The organism is Streptomyces sp. NPDC001678 (assembly GCF_042892945.1).
Taxonomy (GTDB): Bacteria; Actinomycetota; Actinomycetes; order Streptomycetales; family Streptomycetaceae; genus Streptomyces.
In genome coordinates this window covers 488,698-510,276 of sequence record NZ_JBIAUP010000002.1, presented here as the reverse complement: position 1 = coordinate 510,276, position 21,579 = coordinate 488,698, and the positions used below count along the sequence as shown (strand labels likewise).

22 protein-coding genes and 1 pseudogene are annotated in these 21,579 nt (G+C 71.4%); 16 read left to right on the top strand and 7 right to left on the bottom strand.

Annotated features, from left to right (window positions below):
* The first annotated feature begins 188 nt into the window (after positions 1-188).
* The 8 genes from ACFYZR_RS05910 to ACFYZR_RS05875 all read left to right on the top strand — a co-directional run bounded on the left by ACFYZR_RS05910 (position 189) and on the right by ACFYZR_RS05875 (position 8,736).
* On the top strand, positions 189-608 hold the full coding sequence (locus tag ACFYZR_RS05910; RefSeq protein WP_391905560.1) for a hypothetical protein: 420 nt from the start codon (positions 189-191) through the stop codon (positions 606-608).
* Between the two features lie 64 nt (positions 609-672).
* A complete protein-coding gene (locus ACFYZR_RS05905) occupies positions 673-2,916 on the top strand; it encodes a hypothetical protein (RefSeq protein WP_391905557.1) in 2,244 nt (747 codons plus the stop codon).
* Between the two features lie 36 nt (positions 2,917-2,952).
* Entirely contained in the window at positions 2,953-4,185 is a 1,233-nt protein-coding gene (locus ACFYZR_RS05900) for a hypothetical protein (RefSeq protein WP_391905554.1), read from the top strand.
* A 170-nt stretch (positions 4,186-4,355) separates the two neighbouring features.
* Positions 4,356-5,345 carry a serine/threonine protein phosphatase gene (locus ACFYZR_RS05895; protein WP_391905552.1) on the top strand — a complete coding sequence of 330 codons (990 nt, stop codon included), beginning with the start codon at positions 4,356-4,358 and terminating at the stop codon, positions 5,343-5,345.
* Complete coding sequence (locus tag ACFYZR_RS05890) at positions 5,342-6,487, top strand: lipopolysaccharide kinase InaA family protein (RefSeq protein WP_391905549.1); 1,146 nt, start codon at positions 5,342-5,344, stop codon at positions 6,485-6,487. The genes ACFYZR_RS05895 and ACFYZR_RS05890 overlap by 4 nt, the downstream gene beginning before the upstream one ends.
* Positions 6,488-6,501: 14 nt before the next feature.
* Positions 6,502-7,212, top strand: a complete 711-nt coding sequence (locus ACFYZR_RS05885) for a vWA domain-containing protein (protein ID WP_391905547.1) — start codon at positions 6,502-6,504, stop codon at positions 7,210-7,212.
* Positions 7,209-7,637 (top strand): hypothetical protein, encoded by a 429-nt coding sequence (locus tag ACFYZR_RS05880; RefSeq protein WP_391905545.1) that lies wholly within the window; start codon positions 7,209-7,211, stop codon positions 7,635-7,637. The genes ACFYZR_RS05885 and ACFYZR_RS05880 overlap by 4 nt, the downstream gene beginning before the upstream one ends.
* Before the next feature lie 667 nt (positions 7,638-8,304).
* The gene (locus ACFYZR_RS05875; RefSeq protein WP_391905543.1) at positions 8,305-8,736 is read left to right on the top strand and encodes a hypothetical protein; all 432 of its coding nucleotides are present in this window, start codon (positions 8,305-8,307) and stop codon (positions 8,734-8,736) included.
* 111 nt (positions 8,737-8,847) lie between these two features.
* On the opposite strand, the pseudogene ACFYZR_RS05870 reads toward ACFYZR_RS05875, so the two are convergent.
* The 3 genes and pseudogenes from ACFYZR_RS05870 to mca form a co-directional block, all read right to left on the bottom strand.
* A pseudogene (locus ACFYZR_RS05870) lies at positions 8,848-8,994 on the bottom strand (DUF255 domain-containing protein); the annotation flags it as partial.
* A gap of 45 nt (positions 8,995-9,039) precedes the next feature.
* Positions 9,040-9,240 (bottom strand): hypothetical protein, encoded by a 201-nt coding sequence (locus ACFYZR_RS05865; protein ID WP_189451711.1) that lies wholly within the window; start codon positions 9,238-9,240, stop codon positions 9,040-9,042.
* A gap of 4 nt (positions 9,241-9,244) precedes the next feature.
* A complete protein-coding gene (gene mca / locus ACFYZR_RS05860) occupies positions 9,245-10,114 on the bottom strand; it encodes a mycothiol conjugate amidase Mca (RefSeq protein ID WP_391905540.1) in 870 nt (289 codons plus the stop codon).
* 122 nt (positions 10,115-10,236) lie between these two features.
* On the opposite strand from mca, the gene ACFYZR_RS05855 reads away from it, so the two are divergent.
* Positions 10,237-10,647, top strand: a complete 411-nt coding sequence (locus tag ACFYZR_RS05855) for a DUF4307 domain-containing protein (RefSeq protein ID WP_391905537.1) — start codon at positions 10,237-10,239, stop codon at positions 10,645-10,647.
* 246 nt (positions 10,648-10,893) lie between these two features.
* Positions 10,894-11,391, top strand: a complete 498-nt coding sequence (gene greA, locus ACFYZR_RS05850; RefSeq protein WP_189451713.1) for a transcription elongation factor GreA — start codon at positions 10,894-10,896, stop codon at positions 11,389-11,391.
* Between the two features lie 107 nt (positions 11,392-11,498).
* On the opposite strand, the gene ACFYZR_RS05845 is transcribed toward greA, so the two are convergent.
* The 3 genes from ACFYZR_RS05845 to ilvA form a co-directional block, all read right to left on the bottom strand.
* The gene (locus tag ACFYZR_RS05845) at positions 11,499-12,362 is read right to left on the bottom strand and encodes an ABC transporter permease (RefSeq protein ID WP_391905533.1); all 864 of its coding nucleotides are present in this window, start codon (positions 12,360-12,362) and stop codon (positions 11,499-11,501) included.
* Positions 12,359-13,351 carry an ATP-binding cassette domain-containing protein gene (locus ACFYZR_RS05840; protein WP_391905530.1) on the bottom strand — a complete coding sequence of 331 codons (993 nt, stop codon included), beginning with the start codon at positions 13,349-13,351 and terminating at the stop codon, positions 12,359-12,361. Before ACFYZR_RS05840 ends, ACFYZR_RS05845 begins: the two co-directional genes overlap by 4 nt.
* Before the next feature lie 134 nt (positions 13,352-13,485).
* Positions 13,486-14,706: a threonine ammonia-lyase gene (gene ilvA, locus ACFYZR_RS05835; RefSeq protein ID WP_391905527.1), complete on the bottom strand. Its 1,221-nt coding sequence runs from the start codon at positions 14,704-14,706 to the stop codon at positions 13,486-13,488.
* Positions 14,707-14,931: 225 nt separating this feature from the next.
* Here ilvA and ACFYZR_RS05830 point away from each other — a divergent pair, with 225 nt between their 5' ends.
* Genes ACFYZR_RS05830 through ACFYZR_RS05820 form a run of 3 tightly spaced genes read left to right on the top strand, consistent with a single transcriptional unit; the run spans position 14,932 to position 16,182 of the window.
* On the top strand, positions 14,932-15,435 hold the full coding sequence (locus ACFYZR_RS05830) for a MarR family winged helix-turn-helix transcriptional regulator (RefSeq protein ID WP_391905525.1): 504 nt from the start codon (positions 14,932-14,934) through the stop codon (positions 15,433-15,435).
* 31 nt (positions 15,436-15,466) lie between these two features.
* Positions 15,467-15,931 (top strand): sigma factor-like helix-turn-helix DNA-binding protein, encoded by a 465-nt coding sequence (locus tag ACFYZR_RS05825; RefSeq protein ID WP_391905521.1) that lies wholly within the window; start codon positions 15,467-15,469, stop codon positions 15,929-15,931.
* Positions 15,928-16,182 (top strand): hypothetical protein, encoded by a 255-nt coding sequence (locus ACFYZR_RS05820; RefSeq protein ID WP_391905519.1) that lies wholly within the window; start codon positions 15,928-15,930, stop codon positions 16,180-16,182. The genes ACFYZR_RS05825 and ACFYZR_RS05820 overlap by 4 nt, the downstream gene beginning before the upstream one ends.
* Positions 16,183-16,307: 125 nt before the next feature.
* Here ACFYZR_RS05820 and ACFYZR_RS05815 read toward each other — a convergent pair whose 3' ends face one another.
* A complete protein-coding gene (locus ACFYZR_RS05815) occupies positions 16,308-17,453 on the bottom strand; it encodes a cystathionine gamma-synthase (protein WP_391905516.1) in 1,146 nt (381 codons plus the stop codon).
* A gap of 173 nt (positions 17,454-17,626) precedes the next feature.
* Here ACFYZR_RS05815 and ACFYZR_RS05810 point away from each other — a divergent pair, with 173 nt between their 5' ends.
* From ACFYZR_RS05810 to ACFYZR_RS05800, 3 genes are all read left to right on the top strand, one after another.
* On the top strand, positions 17,627-18,709 hold the full coding sequence (locus ACFYZR_RS05810; RefSeq protein WP_391905513.1) for a hypothetical protein: 1,083 nt from the start codon (positions 17,627-17,629) through the stop codon (positions 18,707-18,709).
* Positions 18,710-18,781: 72 nt separating this feature from the next.
* Positions 18,782-20,440 (top strand): M48 family metalloprotease, encoded by a 1,659-nt coding sequence (locus ACFYZR_RS05805; RefSeq protein ID WP_391905510.1) that lies wholly within the window; start codon positions 18,782-18,784, stop codon positions 20,438-20,440.
* Between the two features lie 24 nt (positions 20,441-20,464).
* Entirely contained in the window at positions 20,465-21,517 is a 1,053-nt protein-coding gene (locus ACFYZR_RS05800; RefSeq protein WP_391905507.1) for a DUF4034 domain-containing protein, read from the top strand.
* Positions 21,518-21,579 lie beyond the last annotated feature (62 nt).

Sequence of the window (21,579 nt, the reverse complement as noted above, 5' to 3'; positions counted from 1 at the left end):
CCTTGCGCACCCGCCTCTGCCCCGCCCATGCGCCACGGGGGGCAGCGCACGAACGGGGCGGAGGGGCAGCCGACTGATCCATGCAGTGGACAACTTTCAGCCAACCTGCACCAGAGGCGGGAAAAGCCCGCTCAGCTTCACCCCGTATGGCCTAACTTGGCGGGCTGGGCCGCATGCACCATCGGCCCATGGGTGAAATCGGGGGGAATGAGATGGATCCGGTGACGGCTGTCGCTGCCGCGAGTGTCGCGCTCGTGGCCAAGGGGGCGCTGGAGAGCGCGGGTCAGGAGGCCGGACGTTCGGGGTGGAACGGCGGCGCTCGACTGATCGAGCGGATCCGTGCGCGGTTCCGCAGCGACTCCGCCGCCGAAGCCGCGCTCGCCGAGGTCACCCGGGCGCCTGACGACGAGAACGCCCGGCACGCCCTGGAGCGGGTGCTTGCCGCCCATATGCTGCTCGACCGCGGCTTCGAGGACGAAATTCGCCGCATGGTCGATGACGCGGTGGCGACCCAGGGCAGGGGCGCGCAGGTCAGCGCGGCGCTGATCAAGAACTCCCAGGTGTTCAACGAGAAGGTCGAGATCAAGGGCGACTGGAACATCTCGTAGCCGTCCGAACGCCGCCTGCGCAGTTCGCTCCGCGTCACCGCCAAGCCCGAAAGACCAAGATCCATTGAGTGAGGAAGCAGCACCCGAGCCCCGGCCGCCGGTCGGCACCTCCACCTCCGACAGCGCGCCGACGGACCCGGCACCGTCCACCGAAGAGCACCCGAAAGGCGAATCGCGTCCCTTCAGCGAGGAGCAGGACGGGCCCGTCAGCGAGTCGGACGCGCTGCGTTCGCTCACCTCGGACGCCGGGCACGACGCCGCCGAGCGGTCCGAGGCACGGCGGGCGTCCGCCATCGCCGACCTCATCGCCGCGCGCCTGAACGCCGACGCGTCAGGGACCCGCATCGGCACGCTCGCGCTCTTCAACGAGACCGTCAGCTTCGGTGGCGGGTTCCACACCGGGGATCCACGCGGCACGAGGGCAGATCGGCGCGCAGGCCCGGTGGTCGCACTCGGCAGTGCCGAACTCGTCGAGTACACCGAACTGTTCGTTCAGCCTGAGGGGTACGACACAGCCCTCGACGACCTGCGCGAGCAGGGTCTGCTCGTGCTGACCGGGGCGCCCGGCAGCGGACGCGCGGCCACCGCCGTCAACTTGCTGTCCGAGGCCGCAGCCCTCAGCGGCTCCCCGGACGGCGGCTGTCACCGCCTGCTCGACCCATCGGCCCTGACCGAGTCCGGCTGGGAGCCGCCCGCGAAGAACTGCGGATACCTCGCCGAGGTCACCGAAGGTTCCGCAGGCGCACGGGAGTTCGATGTACGTCAGCTGACGTCCGTCGCCGCCGCGCTGCGAGCGGCCGGCTGCCGACTCGTCCTCACCGGCGGCCACGACCTCGCACTCGCCGCCACCAGCGTGAGCGGCAGCGAGATGTTCGCCCGCCACGAACTCGCTCCGATCGACCCGCTGACGATCCTGGAGCGCCGGGTGCTCGGCCACGCGCCGGACGCCGATGCACGGGACCGGCTGCACGCACTCCTCAAGGCCGGCAACGCCATCAGCGCGCTGCGGGAGCAGCCCGCCGCCCGGCATGCGGTACGCCTCGCATCGGTGATCACAGCAGAAGGTGATCTAGCCGCCGCGGTCGCGGCTCTGCGCGATCCGAGTGACCAGGTCCGTTCCTGGTTCCAGCAGCACCGGGCGCCCGAGGCAACCGCCTTCGCGCTCGCCGCAGCCGTACTCGAGGAGAGCAGCTACCTCACTGTCGCCGAGGCCGCCGTGAAGCTGCACACCGCCCTGACCCCGCCCGAACCGGCTCCACCGGACCTGCGGTTCGCCGACCGCATCGGCCATGAGCAACAGTGGATCCGGCTGGACTCCACCGGCGAGGGGCCGCTCGGTGCGGGCGGCCCACCACGGGTCCGGTTCCGGGGCGCGCTGCTCGGCCAGGCCGTCCTGGTCCACGCGTGGAGCACACTGGACGGACGCCGCGAGGCGTTCCTCGAGTGGCTGCGCCGGCTGCTCGGCCATCGTGACCTGGAGGTGCGGGCCCGCGCCTCCGTCGCCGCCGGGGTCCTCGCTTGGGCAGACCACCACTACGCGGTGCACCGGTTCCTCACCGGCTGGGCGGGCAGCACGTCCTGGCCGCAGCGGCAGGCCGCGGCGACCGCGCTCGGGGTGGCCGGGAGCCGCCCCGAAGCAGCCGAGGCCGTCTGGAAGTTACTGGACGAATGGGCCCGGGGTGGCAGCACCGCGTACGAGCGGCGCCTCGCGGGCACCGCAGCGAACGCGGTGGGCGGGATCCTCGGACGCACTGCCCCCGACCGCGCCGTCGGCGTGCTGCGCAGCGCGCTTGACCGCGGCGACGACTGGGGCACGCTGCCGTCGGTCGCCTGGGGTGGTGTCCATCTTGCCCATCAAGGACAGGCAGCCGCGCTCCTGGACGCCTACCTGGACTGGTCCGCGCCCAAGGACCTGTCCCCCATGGTCGTCAAGACTCTGTCCGCCTTCGTCTTCGCGGTCTCCCAGCCGTACGAGCGTCCACCGGCGGAGACGGAGGCCGCGGGCGTCGCGGGTGTGCCCCTGCTGCTCAGCTCTCTGCCCGAGCACGGTGAGCAGGTCGCGGAGCTATGGGCGCGCGCGCTGGCCAGACGCCCGGTGCAGGACTCCGCGCTGCCTGCCCTGCGGGAGTGGATCGACACCTACGCGCCCCGGTGTCCCGGGAGCCTCGACCATATCGCGGCGCTTCTCGCCGATGTGGCCCGCAGGCCCGGCAAGCACCGTGAACGGCTGCTGTGGTGGCTCGACAAGTGGGCGGCCGAACGCGACCGCCCGTCGGCGAACGCGGCGCTGCTGCGCCGCCGCATCTGACCTGTAGACGCAAGAGAGCGAGGTGGCAGATAGACCATGCAGGAACAGACATACGATCCGGTCCTCGAGGTCGCGGAGCTGCCCAAGTGGCGGCTGACGAGTCCGCTGCGTCCGCCGGATCCCGGCCGCGCCCTGGTCCTGGTCAGGGACAGCGGACCTTCGCTGACGATCCGCAGCGGCGAGGATATCCCCTCGGCGCGGTACGGCAGTTACCGTTCGGTTTTCACTGTGGATCTCGGGGAGCACCGCCTCGTCCTGGACATCCCGCTGCTCAGTCGCGACCCCACGTTTTCCTTCCGCAGCCGCGTCGACCTGATCTGCAAGGTCGCGGACCCTTCAGAGGTCGTCGCCCGCGGCATCCGCGACATGAGCGGCGCCCTGTACGGATATCTGCGCAGGAAGCTGCGCGAGGTGGCTCGCGACTACGACATCGCCGAGTTCCACGAGGCAGAGCAGGCACTCAACACCGCACTCGCCCCCTTCACCGGTGACGACGCCGTCCGGCTGCGCAACGTCCACATCGAGCTGCTCGTCGACGAGGACGAGATCGCGGCCAGCGGACGGGAGTTCAGGGATGTGGTGCGCGAGAGCCGGCTCTCGCGCATGCGCCGGACCCGGCACGTCGAGATGCTCCGTGAGGAGGGCATCGACGGCCTGATCGCCGAGATCATGGAGAAGGAGGGGCCACGTGCCGCACTCACCTGGATAGAGAAGAGCGAGGCGGAGAGGCGCGAGGTCAAGCGCGAGGTCATGCGGATGGTCCTTGAGCGCGGCGACAGCGACCGGGAACCGTTCGAACAGACCGAGCTGGAGCGCGCGGTCCTGGAGGAGGTCCTGCGGGACGGGGGCGGCCGGTTCGAAACGGCGGCACGTCGTGGACGGCTGCGCGGTTCGCTGTCCCGGACCCTCGGACCAGCCGCTGCCGAACCCGCCGAGGAGGCACCCGAGGCCCCGCCCATCAAGGGCGAAGTGCTGCGCGAGGGCCCCGAGACGTACGGTGCCGGCCGGGTCTCCGGAGGCCGTACGGCCGACGGCCGACGCGGGTTCGGTACGGATGACGCTCCGGGCCGCGGGCGGGGCACCGGCCATGACGCACCCCGTCGGCGTCCTGCCACCTCCGACGCACCACCCGAGGACGAGCCCTTGCCGCCCACGGGCAGCGCCTTGCCCCCGCGCCCTGCCACTCCCGATGCGCCGAAGCCGAGGGTGAGCCGGGTACGCGGCACCGCCAAACGCCGGCCCACCGACTCCGGGAGGGAGCCGCGATGAACCATCCGCCCCAGGACAGCACCGACCCGAACCCTCAGCCCCGGCCCTCGCGAGCCGGGGCTGGAACACTCACGCCCAGCCCCGCCGTACCCGTCGGATCGCCGGCGCCTCGGCCCACGCCACCCCGTCTCGCCTGGGGCGAGAACCAAGGGGGGCTCCAGGCGCTGACCGTGTGGACCGAGCGGGTCCCGGGCCGTGGGGAGGACGCCGAGCCGTTCGTCACCCACCACTGGGAGACCGGGCAGGGCCTGCTCGCCGTCTTCGACGGCTCGGGCGGCGCGGGCGCGGCCCCGGCGTGGCAGGCACCTGACGGGACATCCCGCACCAGTGCCTGGGTGGGCGCGCGCACGGCCCGGCTCGCCACCGAGTGCTGGCTCCACGATGTGACGAGGGACCGCCAGGACGTCGAACCGCAGTCGCTCCACGCGTACCTCACGTACTTCCTCGGCATGGCGCCGAGGCGGCACAGCAAGATCGGCGGCACCATGCGCCGCCAGCTGCCCACCACCCTCGCGGGCGTGCACTACCAGCTGGCTGCCGGGGAGGAGGAGATCGAGCTGCGCCCGCTGTGGGCGGGTGACTCAAGGGCGTACGCACTGCTGCCGGAGAGCGGACTGCATGTACTCACCCGCGACCACACCCGGGAGAGCGACGCGCTGGAACTCCTGCGCAGCGACCCGCCGATGACCAATCTCGTCTGTGCCGACCGGGACTTCGACATCGACACCCAACACCTGACCTTGCGGCTGCCATGCGTGCTCGTCGCGGCCACGGACGGGTTCTTCGGCTACGTCCACACACCCGCCGACTTCGAGCACCTCCTGCTGCGCACACTGCAGCAGGCGGGCGGCGCGGCCGAATGGGCCCAGCTGATCCGGCGCGAGGTGGAGTCCTTCACGGCCGACGACGCCTCGCTCGCACTGCTGACGCTCGGCTATCCGGACTTCGACGACCTCCGGTCCCGATTCGCTCCCCGGCTGCGACAGCTGGCCTACCAGCAGTCGCGGGGCAGGCCGAGCGAGCTCACGGCCGCGCCGGACCCCGCCACGGATCCGCACGAGACCGCAGCCCGGATCAAGGCGTGGCAGGACCAGTCGTGGCAGGCGTACCGCCGCGACTACGAGTCGTACCTGCCGCCCGCGCCCGAGGAGCTCGAATGAAACAAGGAGAAGTGATCGCGGGCTACCGCATCACCACCGCGCCCACCAACGCCAACGGCGGGAAATGCATGTGGGCCTTCGCCGAGAAGTCCGGCTCCGCGTACTTCATCAAGCAGTTCCTCGAGCCCAAGCGGCCCAAGGACGATGCCCGCGACTCACCGAGTCTGCGGATCAGGCGACAGCTGGCCCAGGAGTTCGAGGACCGACACCGCGCGATCATGAAGCGGCTGCGGCCCGACGCACACGGCGGCGGCAATCTCGTGCTCGCCACGGACTTCTTCCACGAGGGCAGCACGTACTACAAGGTCACCGAGCGCATCGACACCTCCAGCCTGGAGAAACCTCAGGCGCTGGAGCCGCGCCAGAAGATGGTCCTGCTCAAGACGCTCGGCACCAGCCTGAAGCAGTTGCACGACATCGATGTGGTGCACGGCGACCTCAAGCCGCTCAACGTGCTCGTGCAGAAGCGGGACGACGCGGCTTTCCACACCGCGAAATTGATCGACTTCGACGATTCGTACGTCGCGGGGAATCCGCCCGCGCCTGAGGACATTTCCGGCGACTCTTTGTACGGGGCACCTGAGTGGCGCCGCTATCTCCAGCGGGACGACTCCGTCGGGCCCGACCGGCTGACGTGCGCCGTGGACGTATTCGCGCTCGGTCTCATGACCCACCTCTATCTGACGGGCGACCTCCCTCGTCATGACGAACGGTTCGGCTCGCCGGCGGACGCGGTCAACGCGGGCGAGCTGCTGCGTCTCGATCCGCGCCTGTCGGACGAGATCCAGGGGCTGCTGAGAGCCATGACCCAAGTGGTTCCCAAGCAGCGTCCACGCATGACGACGTATCTCAAGGCCTTGTCGGATCCGAAGGTGTGCGCCCTCCAGCACCGCCGGCCCGGCTCTGCCGCGCCGAGGAAGTCGCCCACGGAGCCGGGTGCGGCGCCGCCCCCGCGCACGAGCCGGGTCCGCGCCAACCTCAAGCCCCGCACCGATGGCCCCGCACCGCGCACCGCAGCACCGGTCGAGCCCGCACCCGCGGAACGGGACATCGCGTCGCCCCCGGCCTCCCCGACCGCCCCTCGGCCCTCCCGCGTCCGCATCAACCTGGGCGACCGCGGTCGGGACCGCAACGCACCGTGAACCAGGAGTCGTACATGAACCCCGTCAACGACCAGTACCAGGGCAATCTGCAGTACGCCGTCGACATCGTGCTCTGCATCGACGCGACCGGCAGCATGTTCCCCGTCCTCGACAACGTGAAGGCGAGCGCGCTGCAGTTCCACGACCGGCTCAATGACGTGATGGCGAAGAAGGGCAAGGCGATCAGCCAGCTGCGCCTGAAGACCATCGCCTTCCGTGACTTCGGCGACGACCCGGCGACGGCGATCGAGCAGACCGGCTTTCTGCGCCTGCCCGAGCAGGCCAAGGAATTCGAGCGGTTCGTGCGCGGCATCGACGCCGGCGGCGGCGGTGACGTCCCGGAGTCGGGCCTCGAAGCGCTCGCCCTCGCCATCAACTCCCCCTGGGAGACCGGTCTCGACCGCAGGCGCCATGTCATCGTGATGTTCACGGACGCCCCCGCGCACCCGCTGGGCACCGTGGGTACCTCCGCGCAGACGTATCCGACGAACATCCCGCGCAGCATCGACGACCTCTTCGAGCAGTGGGGCTACGCCCGCAGCCAGACCGCCGTCATGGAGCAGTCGGCCAAGCGGCTCGTCCTGTTCGCGCCGGATCAGGAACCGTGGAAGGACCCGATCTCCGAGGAGTGGGACCTCACCCTGCACTTCGAATCCAAGGCGGGCGACGGCCTCGAGGAGTTCGAGATGGACGAGATCATCGAGACGATCGCGAACAGTCTGTGATCCATCGACTGGAGTGGCGCGGATTCCAGCTCGTCTACGACGAGGGGATTCTGGAGCTGGTCTGGTCCGGCGTCGCGACCCTGGCGATCAAGGCCGAACGCTGCATCGAGGCCTCCCTGCACTCCAAGCCGGGCGACGGATCCGGCCTGTTGGCGTTCCGGTTCAAGAGCACATCGTCCGATGCGACCGACCTCATCGTGGTGCAGGTCGGCGTCCCGGCCGCCCACGTCCAGAGCGCCGAGCAACTGACCCAGCGGCTGCGGCGCGAGCATGGCATACCGGACCGGCAGGCCGACGAGGACGAGACCGCCGAGCTCGCCCGGATCCCGGCGGGGACGGACGGCTGGGTCCTGGCGCCCACGGGCCCCGCGTCCGAGGAACTCTTCGACGAGATCATGAACCGGATCGAGAACGACCCCGACTGAGTCGGGGCCCGACCCACGTAACCACGGAACAAGGAAAGGCAGTACAGGGGTGGCGGCAACGACCAACTGGCGCTGCGCGGACTGCGACACGTTCAACAAGCCCGCGGAGGAGGCCTGCAGTATCTGCGGTAGTACCCGCCGCGCGCCGGTCCCTGCCGCCGCTCCGCCCCGCAAGAGCGCACCGCGACCGGCGACCAAACGACCGTCACCAGCCAGGCCGACCGCGGACTGGCGCTGCACCAAATGCGACACGAACAACCACAAGGCAGACACATCCTGCTTTGTCTGCGGCACCGGCTGGAAGACGGCGACAAAGCCCGCGACCAAGTCGGCGGCGAAAAAACCGCTGGCCAAGCCTGCCAAGCCCGCTGGGGACGGCTCGGCGAAACCGGGGCCCAAGAAGCCGCCCCCGAAGAAGACCACGCCCCCGTCGGGCTCATCCGGCTCGTCGGGCCCGACGGTCAAAAAGACCGCCCCGAAGCGACCGTCGTCCACCGGCTCCACACGCACGACATCGAGCCCGCACCTCGAGAGCCTCTTCCACCCGCCGCCCACCGCCACAACGGGCTACACCCCGACCGCCCCGCGCCCAACCCCACCGCCTCCCCCGACTCCCGGGCCGCGCTGGTCACCACCACCGGCCTCCGCGAAGAAGAACAACGGCTGTGTGAGCTGCCTGGGCGCCGTCGTCATCGGCATCGTGCTCCTCCTGGCCGGCCGGAGCTGCATCAGTGCGCTCGACTCGGACTCCGGCACGCCGGACAGCCCCGACACGCGCACGGGCACTGCTGCCCCCTGTCCGACGCGCATCGCCGACAAGCTGCCGTCGAGTGACGGTGCGGAGTTGGTCAAGGCCTTCCGCACAACGAACAAACAGATCACCCTATGCCGCACCAGCGGGGGCAAACTGTACTATTTTGGCGAATTCAGCGATCAGCGCGAGCCCGGCATCGCCATGCCCGCCGAGCGGACCAGCGACGGTTACGAGGCGAGCAACCCTCCGTACCGCTACGACATCCACGACGGGGTCGTGACGATCTACAAGTCGGGAACGGAGATAGGCCAGGAAGAGCTGACACCGGAGCCCTCCCCCAGGTGATCAGCCCACCGGCCACTACAGGCGGGAGTCCGCGTCGATCGGCGTAAAGACGCCTTGATCGCGCCTCGCCGAGCTTCACGCCTCAGCGTGGCGCGTTGAGGACTCCCATGAGTGACAGCTCGAATACCCCACGCTCAGGAGCACGGGCACGCCTCGGCGCCGCGCCTCGGCGAAGGCCTCGGGCGACCAGGGCCACCAGTCGACGGCGGGGCGGGGTCCGGCGGCGCCGGGCGGGCCCGGGTGGGCCCGTCCGGTCACGCCGCCGGTGTCACGCCGGTGCGAACACCGGCGTGGGCGCCGTCGTCACGCCGTCGTCTTGCCGGCCTCGCCCGACGGGTCGGGCGCCTCCTCGAAGTCCACCCGCTTCATGTGCTTGTTCATGGACTTCATCAGAAACCACACGGCCCCGCCGATGACGGCGAAGACGATGAAGCCGAGGACTCCGGGGGTGACCTTGTTCTGGTCGAGATCCGCGGCGGCAAGCGTAAGGGCGCTCATCATCATGGGGTCAATTGTTGCGGATGCCCGCGAAGAGGTCGTCCTCGGGGAGGGAAGTGTCGACGAGGGACTTCGCCAGCTCGTACTCCTCGGTCGGCCAGACCTCCCGCTGGATGTCCATCGGGACCCGGAACCAGCCGCCGTCGGGGTCGATCTGGGTGGCGTGGGCGATCAGGGCCTTGTCGCGGATCTCGAAGAAGTCGGCGCACGGCACGAACGTGGTCAGGGTGCGCTCGCGGCCCATCTCGTCCCAGCGCTTGAGCCACTCGCCGTACGGGGACTCCAGGCCGCGCTCGATCAGCGCGTCGTGGAGGGCCTGGGTGCGCTGACGGTTGAAGCCCTGGTTGTAGTAGAGCTTCTGCGGCTGCCAGGGCTCGCCGGCCTCGGGGTAGCGCTCGGGGTCGCCCGCGGCGTCGAAGGCCACCATCGAGATCTTGTGGGTCATGATGTGGTCGGGGTGGGGGTAGCCGCCGTTCTCGTCGTACGTGGTGATCACGTGCGGGCGGAACTCGCGGATCAGCTTCACCAGCCGGCCGGCCGCCTCCTCGACGTCCTCCAGCGCGAAGCAGCCCTCGGGCAGCGGCGGGAGCGGGTCGCCCTCGGGGAGGCCGGAGTCGACGAAGCCCAGCCACTCCTGCTTGACGCCGAGGATGTCGCGGGCCTCGGCCATCTCCTTGGCGCGGACCTCGTGGATGTTCTTCTCGATGTACGGGTCGCCCTGGAGCTTGGGGTTGAGGATGGAGCCGCGCTCACCACCCGTGCAGGTGGCGACCAGCACGTCCACCCCCTCGGACACGTACTTGGCCATCGTGGCCGCGCCCTTGCTCGACTCGTCGTCGGGGTGGGCGTGAACGGCCATCATTCGCAGCTGCTCAGTCAACGCTCGGTCCTCAGTCACTGGTCATGGCCCCTCCCATTGGACTTCCGGGGCGCCTCCTATAGTGACCGAAGCGGGACGCGTTTCATTCCGCGTTCACAAATCGGCGCCCAGGAGGAACGATCATGGCTGCGGAGCGCGATGCCCTGCCCGAGGGCCGCTACGGCCGCTCGGCGGACGAGCGTGCCGACCGCAAGCTGAAGATCGTCGGAGCGGTGCTCGGCGCGGCGCTGCTCGGCTTCGTCGGCTGGGCCGGTGTGCACTACATCACCTCGTCGGAGGTGACCGGGCAGCTGACCCGTTCGCAGACCGTCTCCGACTCGGCCGTGCAGGCGGTCGTGGAGGTCCGCAAGGAGAAGGACGCCGTCGCGGTGTGCACCCTGCGCTCGCTGGGCGCGGACGGCAGCGAGGTGGCCCGCAAGGACGTGACCTTCGACCGGCGCGAGGAGCACTTCGCCCAGCGGGTGGAGATCCGGACGACGGCCCACGCCGCCGCCACGGAGCTGGAGGGCTGCCGGACCGCCTCACGGGGCTGACCTCGCGGGGCTGACCTCACGGGGCTCCCGCGGGGCCGACACCTCCGGGCGTTACCCGGGGATACCGCGCTGACCTGCGTTAACGGGATTCTTGCGCATTTTCTCCCGCTTACTCCTTCCCCCCTTCGGGACGTAATTGTTAGGCTCGTGGTTTCGCCCCGCTTTGAAGGTGCACCCTTCTGAGTAGGGCGTTCATTTGTATCGAGATGCATCCCCAGCATTCCCCAGTACCGACGAGGAGCACCTGTGACCCAGACCAGCGACAACGTCACCTGGCTGACTCAGGAGGCGTACAACCAGCTCAAGGCCGAGCTGGAGTACCTGTCTGGTCCCGCTCGCACCGAGATCGCCGCGAAGATCGCGGCGGCCCGCGAGGAAGGTGACCTGCGAGAGAACGGCGGGTACCACGCGGCCAAGGAGGAGCAGGGCAAGCAGGAGCTCCGCGTCCGGCAGCTGACGCAGCTCCTCGAGTCCGCCAAGGTCGGCGAGGCCCCCGCCACCGACGGTGTGGTGGCCCCCGGCATGGTCGTCACCATCGCCTTCGACGGCGACCCGGACGACACCCTCGACTTCCTGCTGGCCTCCCGCGAGTACGCCAGCTCGGACATCGAGACGTACTCGCCGCAGTCGCCGCTCGGCAGCGGTGTCAACGGCAAGAAGATCGGCGAGGACGCCCAGTACGAGCTGCCGAACGGCAAGAAGGCCATGGTCCGCATCCTGGAGGCCAAGCCCTACAGCGGCTGAGCCCCTGATCCGGCCTCACGGCGGAGCCCCGGACCCGATACGGGTCCGGGGCTCCGCCGCGTCCGTCTCGTGATCACACGAGTCTCGTGATCACGCCGGTCTCGTGATCACGCCGTCGCCGAGCGGTACTTGCGCACCGACAGGGCCCGGAAGACCACGATGATCAGCAGGGACCACAGCAGCGACGCCCACACCGGATGCTGCATCGGCCACGCGCCCGGCACCGGATAGCCCTGCGGCACGTTGCCGAACAGCTCCCGGGCCGCCTGCACGGTGGCGCTGAAGGGATTCCACTCCGCGATGGTGCGCAGCACGGTGGGCATGTTGCCCGAGGGCACGAAGGCGTTGGAGATGAAGGTGAGCGGGAAGAGCCAGATCAGCCCGCCCGAGGTGGCCGCCTCCGGGGTCCGTACGGACAGCCCGATGAGCGCGCCGATCCAGGAGAAGGCGTAGCCCAGCAGGAGCAGCAGGGCGAAGCCGCCGAGCGCCTTGAGGACGCCCTCGTGGATCCGCCAGCCGACGATCACCGCCACGATCGCCAGGACGACGAGTGTGAGCGCGGTCTGGACGAGGTCGGCGAGGGTGCGGCCGGTGAGGACCGCGCCCCGGGCCATGGGCAGGGAGCGGAAGCGGTCGATGAGGCCCTTGTGCATGTCGTCGGCGATGCCGGCGCCCGCGCCGGCCGTGGCGAAGGTGACGGTCTGCGCGAAGATGCCGGCCATGAGGAACGAGCGGTACGTGGACGGGGCGGTGCTGCCGCCGACGGCGATCGAGCCGCCGAAGACATAGCTGAACAGCACCACGAACATGATCGGCTGGACGAGGCCGAAGACGACGACCTCGGGGATCCGGATCATGCGGATGAGATTGCGCTGGGCGACGACCAGGGAGTCGCGGACGGACTGGACGGCCGCCCCGCCGCGTGCCGCGGGCACGGGCCGCCGGGACAGGGTGGTGCCGGTCGCGGTCATGACGCCGCCACCTCCTTCGCCTCGGGGCCGACGGCACCGGGCTCGTCGCTCTCGGCCGCGTGCCCGGTGAGCGAGATGAAGACGTCGTCCAGGGTCGGGCGGCGCAGGGCGATGTCGTCGATCTCGATGCCTCGCCCGTCCAGTTCCCGGATGACCTCGGCGAGCAGCCTGGCGCCGCCGGAGACCGGGACGATGACCTTGCGGGTGTGCTCCTCGACGGTGGGCTCGCCCTTGCCGAAGGCGCGGATCACCCCGAGGGCGGGGGTGATGTGCTCGCGCTCGTGGACGACCAGCTCGACGCGCTCCCCGCCTGTGCGCGCCTTGAGCTGGTCGGAGGTGCCCCGGGCGATGACCCTGCCGTGGTCGATCACGCAGATGTCGTGGGCGAGGTGGTCGGCCTCCTCCAGGTACTGGGTGGTGAGCAGCAGGGTCGTCCCGCCGGCGACGAGCTCCTGGATGACCTCCCACAGCGCCTGGCGGTTACGGGGGTCCAGGCCGGTGGTGGGCTCGTCCATGAACATCACGGGCGGGCTGACGACCAGGGCGGCGGCGAGGTCGAGGCGGCGGCGCATGCCGCCGGAGTAGGTCTTGGCGGGCCGGTCGGCGGCCTCGGTGAGGTTGAAGCGCTCCAGCAGCTCGCCCGCGCGGGCCTTGGCGTCGCGCCCGCTGAGCTGGTAGAGCCGGCCCACCATCCGGAGGTTCTCACGGCCCGTCAGGTATTCGTCGACGGCCGCGAATTGGCCGGACAGGCCGATGGAGTGCCGGACGTCGTTGGGTTTCCTCAGCACGTCGACGCCCGCCACCACGGCTTTACCGCGGTCGGGTTTGATGAGGGTGGTGAGCACGCGCACGGCGGTGGTCTTGCCGGCGCCATTGGGGCCGAGCAGTCCTAGAACGGTCCCTTCCGGAACGTCGAGGTCGACGCCGTTCAGGGCTGTGACGTCGCCGAAGGTCTTGACCAGGCCTTCGGCGTAAATAGCGCCTGGCATGGATGTTCTCCCCGTTTGGGTGACGTAATAGTTGATTTTACGTTCATCGGTGCCGATGCGCCCTCTGAATGAATGCCACCGGATATGCGTGGTCCTTACTTCCGGATACGGATATCGGGGCGGCCCGCCGGATATCAGCAGGGGGACAGCGGATAGCCCGCGGCGCGCAGGGCCTCGCGCACCTCCGCGCGGTGCTCCGGACCCGCCGTCTCCAGATGGAGCTCGACCTCGGCCTCCGTCAGACCCAGGCGGGGATCGGTGCGTTCGTGGACGACGTCGACGACGTTGGCGTCCGCGGCGGAGACCACTTCCAGCAGCGCGGCGAGCGCCCCGGGGCGGTCCGGCAGCGGGAGTCGCAGCGACAGGAAGCGGCCCTCGGCGGCCATACCGTGGCGCAGGACGCGCTGCAAGAGCAGCGGATCGACGTTGCCGCCCGACAGCACGGCCACCACCGGGCCCCGGCCCCGGAACGAGCCGGGGTCCGCCAGCAGCGCCGCCACCGGGCTCGCGCCGGCCGGCTCGACCACGAGCTTGGCCCGTTCCAGACAGAGCAGCAGGGCCGCGGCGATCCCGTCCTCGGAGACCGTACGGACCTCGTCGACCAGCCGCGCCACGATCCGGAACGGCACCTCGCCGGGGCGGCCCACATTGATGCCGTCCGCCATCGTCACCGGGTGCGCCACCGCCACCGGGTGCCCGGCGGCCAGCGACGGCGGGTACGCGGCGGCGCCCGCCGCCTGGACGCCCACGATCCGCACGTCCGGCCGCAGCGCCTTGACCGCCACCGCGATCCCGGCGATCAGCCCGCCCCCGCCGACCGCCACGACGACGGTGCGCACCTCGGGGCACTGCTCCAGGATCTCCAGCCCCACCGTGCCCTGACCGGCCACGACGTCCGGGTGGTCGTAAGGGTGGACGAGCACCGCGCCCGTCCGCTCCGCCCACGCGCGGGCCGCGCCCAGCGCCTCGTCCAGCCCCTGGCCACAGGCGCGCACCTCGGCGCCGTACTCACGGGTGGCGGCCACCTTCGGCAGCGGGGCGCCCTCGGGCATGAACACCGTGGAGCGCACCCCCAGCAGCGAGGCGGCCAGCGCCACGCCCTGCGCGTGGTTGCCGGCGCTGGCGGCGACGACGCCCGCGGCGCGCTCGGGGGGCGTCAGGGCCGCGATCCGGGCGTAGGCGCCACGGATCTTGAACGAGCCGGTGCGCTGGAGGTTCTCGCACTTGAGGTGGACGGGCGCGCCGACGAGCCCGGACAGCTGGCGGCTGCTCTCCAGGGCGGTGATCCGGGCGACCCCCGACAGCGTCTCCCGCGCCCGGCGCACATCGCCGAGGGTCACCGGACGTGCGGCCATGACCTCAGTATCGCGCCGGTCACCGCCCCGCGAAGGGGCCCGAACGGAGCGGATATATGGGGCATACAGCAGGGACGTAAGGGGTGATCCGGGCGGCGCATACATACATACCGACCGGTTTGCGGAGCACTGGTACAACAGCGCTTGAGGACGCGTACTCTGTCCCCCATTCTCAGCGATTCCAGCTCCGTATCCCTGCCCGCCGTACGAAGTGAGCCCCAGGCCATGCCCACCTCTCAGGACATGACGACCGACCTCGCACCCGGCGTCCTCGACGCCCTCCAGCACCAGGTGGCCGTCTTCGCCCGCCGCGCCGAACAGACCCGGCTCGGTGGCGTAGGCCGGGTCCACAACTCCATGGACCGCGCCGCCTACCTCCTGCTCAACCGCCTCGACCAGGAAGGCCCCATGGGCGTCAAGGCGCTCGCCGCGGGCATGGGCATCGACTCCTCGACCGTCACCCGCCAGGTGGCGCCGCTCGTCGACACCGGCCTGGTCAAGCGCACCTCGCACCCCGAGGACGGCCGCGCCGTCGTCCTTCAGCTCTCCCCGCGCGGCAAGGCCCGCCTGGAGGAGGTCCGCGCGTCCCGGCGCGAGCTGATGGCACTGTGCACGGACGGGTGGTCCGAGGACGAGCGGGACGTCTTCTGCACCCTGCTCACCCGCTTCAACACGGCCCTGTCCGACATCCACTTCACCCAGCCCCAGCAGGTGCCGCCGACCTCTTGACCGGGGCGCGCGGCTGTCCTGTTCTGGAGGGGTGCGAGAGCGGCAGGACGCCCGGGAGCGCCGCCGCGCCCGGGAGTTCGAAGCGTTCGCCGGGGGCGCGGGCGGCAGACTGCTGCGCACCGCGCTGCTGCTGACCGGTGACCGGGAGGCCGCCGAACGACTGCTGACCCGCGCCCTCGCCCGTACGTACGCCGCCTGGGACGGCCTCGGCGACCTTGGCGGTCTCGGCGGTCTCGGCGGCGAGGATCCGTACGAACACGCCCGCCAGGAGCTCGTGGCGCGCTACGCCCGCCACGCCCGCTCGGCGCGGGGCCGCCACCGGGGCGGCACGGGGCCGTTGGCCCGGCTGACGCCGCAGGAGCGGCTGGTGGTGGTCCTGCGGCTGTACGAGGGGGTCGCCGAGGAGCAGACGGCGGCGGCGCTCGGGGTCTCCGTGGAGCGCGTACGGGCGCTGTGCGCGCGGGCGGTCCTCACGGTGACGGCGGTGGCCGCGTGAGCGGCCAGGACCGCCGGGAGGCAGAGGTCCGGCGGCTGCTGGACGGGCCCCGTCCGGCGGTGCCGACGGAGCTGGTGGCGCGGGCGGCCGCGCGGGGCGCGCGCATCGTGCGCAGGCGGCGGGTGGTGCGGGCCGTGGGGTGGGTGCTGTTGCTACTCACCCTGGTGGCGTTCGGCGTGTGGGCCGCGGCCGAAGAGCCGTGGCGGGCACGGCCGTCGGATACGGCGCCGCCGCTGTGGGGCGGGGACTGAGGCGGGCCGGGCACCGCCGGCCACCGCCGCGGTGGCGGATCGCCGTCGCGGCGGAGTGAGGCCCCGGTCCCGCCCCTTCACCGTTTCCCGGGGCCGCGCCCCGGACCCCCGGTTGTCAACCGATGTCAGCCCAGCGCCTGCGTCAGGTCGGCCAGCAGGTCGTCCACCGACTCGATGCCCACCGAGGCGCGGACCAGGTCCGCCGGGACCTCCAGCTGGGAGCCGGCGACCGAGGCGTGCGTCATCCGGCCCGGGTGCTCGATCAGGGACTCGACGCCGCCCAGGGACTCGCCCAGCGTGAAGAGCTTGGCGCGGTTGCACACCTCGACGGCCGCCTCCTCGCCGCCCGCGACGCGGAAGGACACCATGCCGCCGAAGCCGCGCATCTGCTTGGCCGCGACCTCGTGCAGCGGGTGCTCGGGCAGGCCCGGGTAGTAGACCTGCGTCACCTTCGGGTGCGAGACGAGCAGCTCCACCACGCGCTCGGCGTTGGCGGTGTGGCGGTCCATGCGCACGGCGAGGGTCTTGATGCCGCGCAGCGTCAGCCAGGAGTCGAAGGGGCCGGCGACGGCGCCCATCGCGTTCTGGTGGTAGGCGAGCTCCTCGCCCAGGCCGGCGTCGGCCGTGATCAGGGCGCCGCCGACGACGTCGGAGTGGCCGCCCATGTACTTGGTGGTGGAGTGGACGACGACGTCCGCGCCCAGGGACAGCGGCTGCTGGAGGTAGGGGCTGGCGAAGGTGTTGTCGACGACGAGCCTGGCACCGGCCTCGTGGGCGACGCCCGCGACGGCGGCGATGTCGGTGATGCCGAGGAGGGGGTTGGAGGGGGTCTCGACCCAGACGGCCTTGGTCTCGGGCCGGATGGCGGCGCGCACGGCGTCCGGGCTGGAGGTGTCGGCGACCGACCACTCCACGCCCCAGCGGCTCACGACCTTGGCGAAGAGCCGGAACGTGCCGCCGTAGGCGTCGTTCGGGATGACCACGTGGTCACCCGGCGCGAGCAGCGTGCGCAGGAGGGTGTCCTCGGCGGCCAGGCCCGAGGCGAAGGCGAGGCCCCGGACACCGCCCTCGAGGGCCGCCAGGTTCTCTTCCAGGGCCGTGCGCGTGGGGTTGGCGCTGCGGCTGTACTCGTAACCGCCACGCAGACCGCCGACGCCGTCCTGCTTGTACGTGGACACTTGGTAGATGGGCGGTACGACGGCCCCGGTCAGCGGGTCCGCTTCCTGCCCGGCGTGGATCGCGAGGGTCTCGAAGCTGTGCTGGTCGCTCATTCATCCGAGAGTAGTGCCCGTTCGCCCGATCGCTCCTGTTCACTTGTAACCGGCAGATGAACGATTCGCCGGTTTGTCACGTTGTACCGTCGTCCGGCCCCTCCGGTCGGCCTCGACGATCAGCTTCTTCGGTCAGCTTCTTCGGTCAGCCCCTTCGTTCCTCAGGACAGTTCATGGAGATTCTCTTTATCCTCCTCGCCGTCACCGTGATCTGCGGTGTCGTGGTGGCCCCCGCGATCCGGCGGTACCGGGCCGTGCGAGGTGTCGTCCAGGGGGCCGGGGCCGCCGTCGACCCGGCCGGCGCCCACGCCTTCGTCCCGCCCGAGCGGCTCGACGTACGGCTGCCCGGCCCCGACGAGGAGCTGCTGGCCGCCGTGGCGGAGGCCCGCCGCACCCAGGACTGGAAGCCGGCCGCCGAGCTGCTGGCCCGTACGCCCGCCACGAGCGCCGCCGAGCTGCGCTGGCAGCGGGTGCAGACCCTGGCCGGCGCGGCGGCCCAGGAGCTGGCCGAGGCGCCGGGCACGGGCGGGATGTGGCTGCGGCACTGGCGCGTGGTGGCGCCCAAGGACGCGGGCGGCGCGGCGGTGCAGGCGGAGTTCCTCGTCCAGCAGGCGATGCGCGACCCGTCCTCGCAGGACTTCCGGATGATCCTGGAGGAGGCGCGCACGGTCTGCGCCGAGGCGGCCCTGCTGGCGCCGGGCGACCCCGTCCCGTACATCGTCGAACTGGGCGTGGCCCGGGGCCTGGGCGCGAGCGAGGCGGAGTTCCAGTCCGTGTGGGAGACCGTGACCACCCGCGCGCCGGGCCACATGGGGGCGCACTTGAACGCGCTGCGCTACTGGAGCGCGAAGTGGCACGGCTCCCGGGAGCAGGCCGAGGCCTTCGCCCGGCGCGCGGCCGCCTCCGCGCCGGAGGGCAGCCTGCTGCCCGCGCTGCCGCTGTTCGCGGTCTTCGACCACCTGCCCGACGTGCAGCTGGTGCGCGGCATGTTCCAGAGCGCGGTGATCGGCGACGCGATCGAGGCCGCGCAGTACGCGGTGCACCACGCCCCGGAGAACCACCCGGTGCTGCCGCACGTCCGCCATCTGCTGGCCTGGTTCCTGGTCCGCGCCGAGCGCCACGCGGAGGCCCTGGAACAGTTCCGGAAGATCGACGGCCACATCGGGGCGCTCCCGTGGACGTACGAGCCGGACCCGGTGGCCGCCTACACCGCGTACCGGGCGATGGCGGTGGCGGGGGCGCGCCGGCTCGGCTGACGTCGCCGCCCCGGGCGCACATATGATCCCCACGCTCCATTTCTTTCGAACCCGTGTGGGGGTTATTGCCCAGTGGGCACATCTTTGCGTGCGCTGCGCGCACTTGTCCTCCTGGCCGGCTTCTATCTGCTCGTCGTCCTCGTGCTCGGTGTCCTCGTGGGCGCCGACGTCGCCGCGACGCTCTGGGCACCCGGCCTGGCCATGGTGAAGGTGTACGTCCTCTCCGTCGTGCTCGCCGTCCCGGTGCTGCGGGGCGCCTTCACGCTCCGCACCGCCAAGGCCGAGGGACCGGGCGGACTGGCCGTCACCGAGGCCGAGCAGCCGGAACTCTGGCGCGCCGTCCGCTCCCTGGCCGAGCGGACGGGCACCCGGGCGCCCGACGCGATCGTCCTCACCGGCGACGTCAACGCGGGCGTCGCCGAGGACGCCCGGCTGCTCGGCCTGTTCCCCGGCCCTCGCCGGCTCTACCTCGGCGTCCCCCTGCTGACCGGGTTGACCGAGGCCCAGCTGCATGCCGTCATCGCCCACGAACTCGCCCACTACGGCAACACCGACACCCGCCTCGCGGGCATCGTCCTGCGCGGGCGCGACAGCGTGCTGCGCACGGCGGAGGCCTTCCGGGAGCAGGAGGAGCGGCGGATCGGCGAGGAGCGGGCCCGTCAGGAGAAGGCCGCCGAGAAGGCCGTCCGCAAGGGCCGCGCGCCGAAGAGGATCGACACCGGCCGGGCGGGGAAGAGCTACGGCCTGATGGCCAAGCCCTTCCTGGCGTACGCGGCGCTCTACCTGCGCGTCACGCACGGCGACGGCCGGCGGCAGGAACTCGCCGCCGACCGTCTGGCCGCCCGGGTCGCGGGCCGGGACGCGACCGCCTCGGCGCTGCGCGAGACCGCCGTCCTCGACGCCGCGCACGACTTCTACACGAGCCGTTACGCCACCGCCGGCGTGGGCATCGGCCTCCTGCCGCCGCGCGGCGAGGTCTTCGGCGGCCTTCGCAGGCTGCTCACCGCCCCCGGACTGCAGGAGAACCTGGCCGGCCTGCGCGACGAGCTGCCGCCGGCGGAGCCCTCCCCGTACGACACCCACCCGCCGGTGGCCGTGCGCGTGGAGCGGATCGAGGCGCTGCCCGACGACGGCCGTGCCATGGCGGACGCCCGTCCCGCGCTCGCGCTGCTGCGCGAGCCGGAGCGGGTCATGGCCGACCTCGAGGACGCCGTCCTGACGTCCGAGGCGCGGGCCATGGCCCGGGTGGACTGGCCCGAGCTGATGCACCGGGCCGTCCACGCGCAGACCGAGGCGGCCGCCGAGCCGCTGCGCACGGCGCTGGGTGCGGTACGCACCCCTGCCGCCGACGGCAACGCGCCCACCGACCCGCTCACCGACCCGCTCACCGGCCTCTCCGCCCTCCTCGACCTGGCCGATGCCGGACGGCTGTGGGAGGTGGCCGACCACCTGCCCAAGTCGCCGGAGGCGGCGGGCGCCAGTGGGCGCGCGGCCCGCGAGTTCCTGCGCCCGGCACTGCACGCGGGGCTGCGCGAGCTGACGGAGCTCGCGCTCGTCGAATCGGCCGGCGCCCGCTGGGAGCTGTCGTGGTCCGGCCCGGCACGGCTCATGCTGCCGGACGGCACCGTCGTGGACGAGGCCGCGGCCGACGCGGTGCGCCCCGCGATGGCGGACGTACCGGACACAGGCCCGCTGCGCGAGCTGGTCACGTCCCTTCCTGCTTCTGCCTGACCCCGTTTCCGATCGGAACCCTGCATGCTGTTGTCCATCATCGTCATAGCCGTCTCCGCCTTCCTGTGGTTCAGGAGGAAGCGGCGCGCGACCCCGTCCGCCGCCCAGCTGGCCGCCGAGGGCTGGCTGCCGCAGGAGCGGCAGAACACGGACCGGTCCTTCGCGGACCACGAGGCCATCGCCTTGGTGGCGGCCCTGGAACGAGGCGACTGGCAGCCCGCCGCCCGGGCACTCGATGCCGTGGGCACCGACTGGGACCGGCGCTCGGCGCTGGTCGGGATCACCGCCCAGGAGGCGGCCAAGGACGACGCCTGGCTGCGGGCCTGGGAGGCGGCGCGTCCTGACGACCCGGGCGCGGCCGTCGTCAAGGCCGCCGCGAAGGTGATCGTGGCCTGGGAGGTCCGTGGCTCGGGTTGGGCCAAGGACACCACGGCCGAGCAGGCCATGGGCTTCCTCAGGGTGCTCCAGGAGGCGCGGGAGGACTTCGCTCGTGCCGTGTCCCTGGCCGCACCCGGCGACCCGACCCCCTTCGTCTCCCAGATCGCCCTTCGCAAGGGGCTGAGCGCCTCGCACGAGGAAATGCGGGAGCTGTGGGCCGAGATCACCGCCCGCGCTCCGTACCACTACGAGGCCCACTCGAACGCGCTGTCGTACTGGTACCCAAGGTGGCTCGGCTCCGAGGAGCTGGCCCTGGAGTTCGCGTGGACCGCCGCGCGCACGGCCCCGCCCGGCAACCTGATGACGCTGCTGCCGCTGCAGTACTGGTACGACCACCTGGACGACGACGCCCCGGACGTCGCCTACCGCTCCGTGGACCTGACCACCATGATCGATACGGCCCTGATCGACGTGGCGGCGTGCCGCCCGGACCACCCCCGGCTGGCGGGCGCCCGTCACATGCTGGCGTACCTCCTGACGAAGCAGGAGCGCCACGCGGAGGCAGTGGAGCAGTACCGCCTGGTGGACGGCTGGGTGGGGGCCAGGCCCTGGAGCGACTACACGAAGTCGGCGGAGTTCTTCTGCCACTGCCGCAACCTGGCGATCGCGGGAGCCCGAACAGCGTCCGGCCGCCGCTGACCGAGCAGCCGTCGACCGGCCGGGCCTCTGCCCGGCCGGGGCGGAATCCTGGGGGCGGCGCG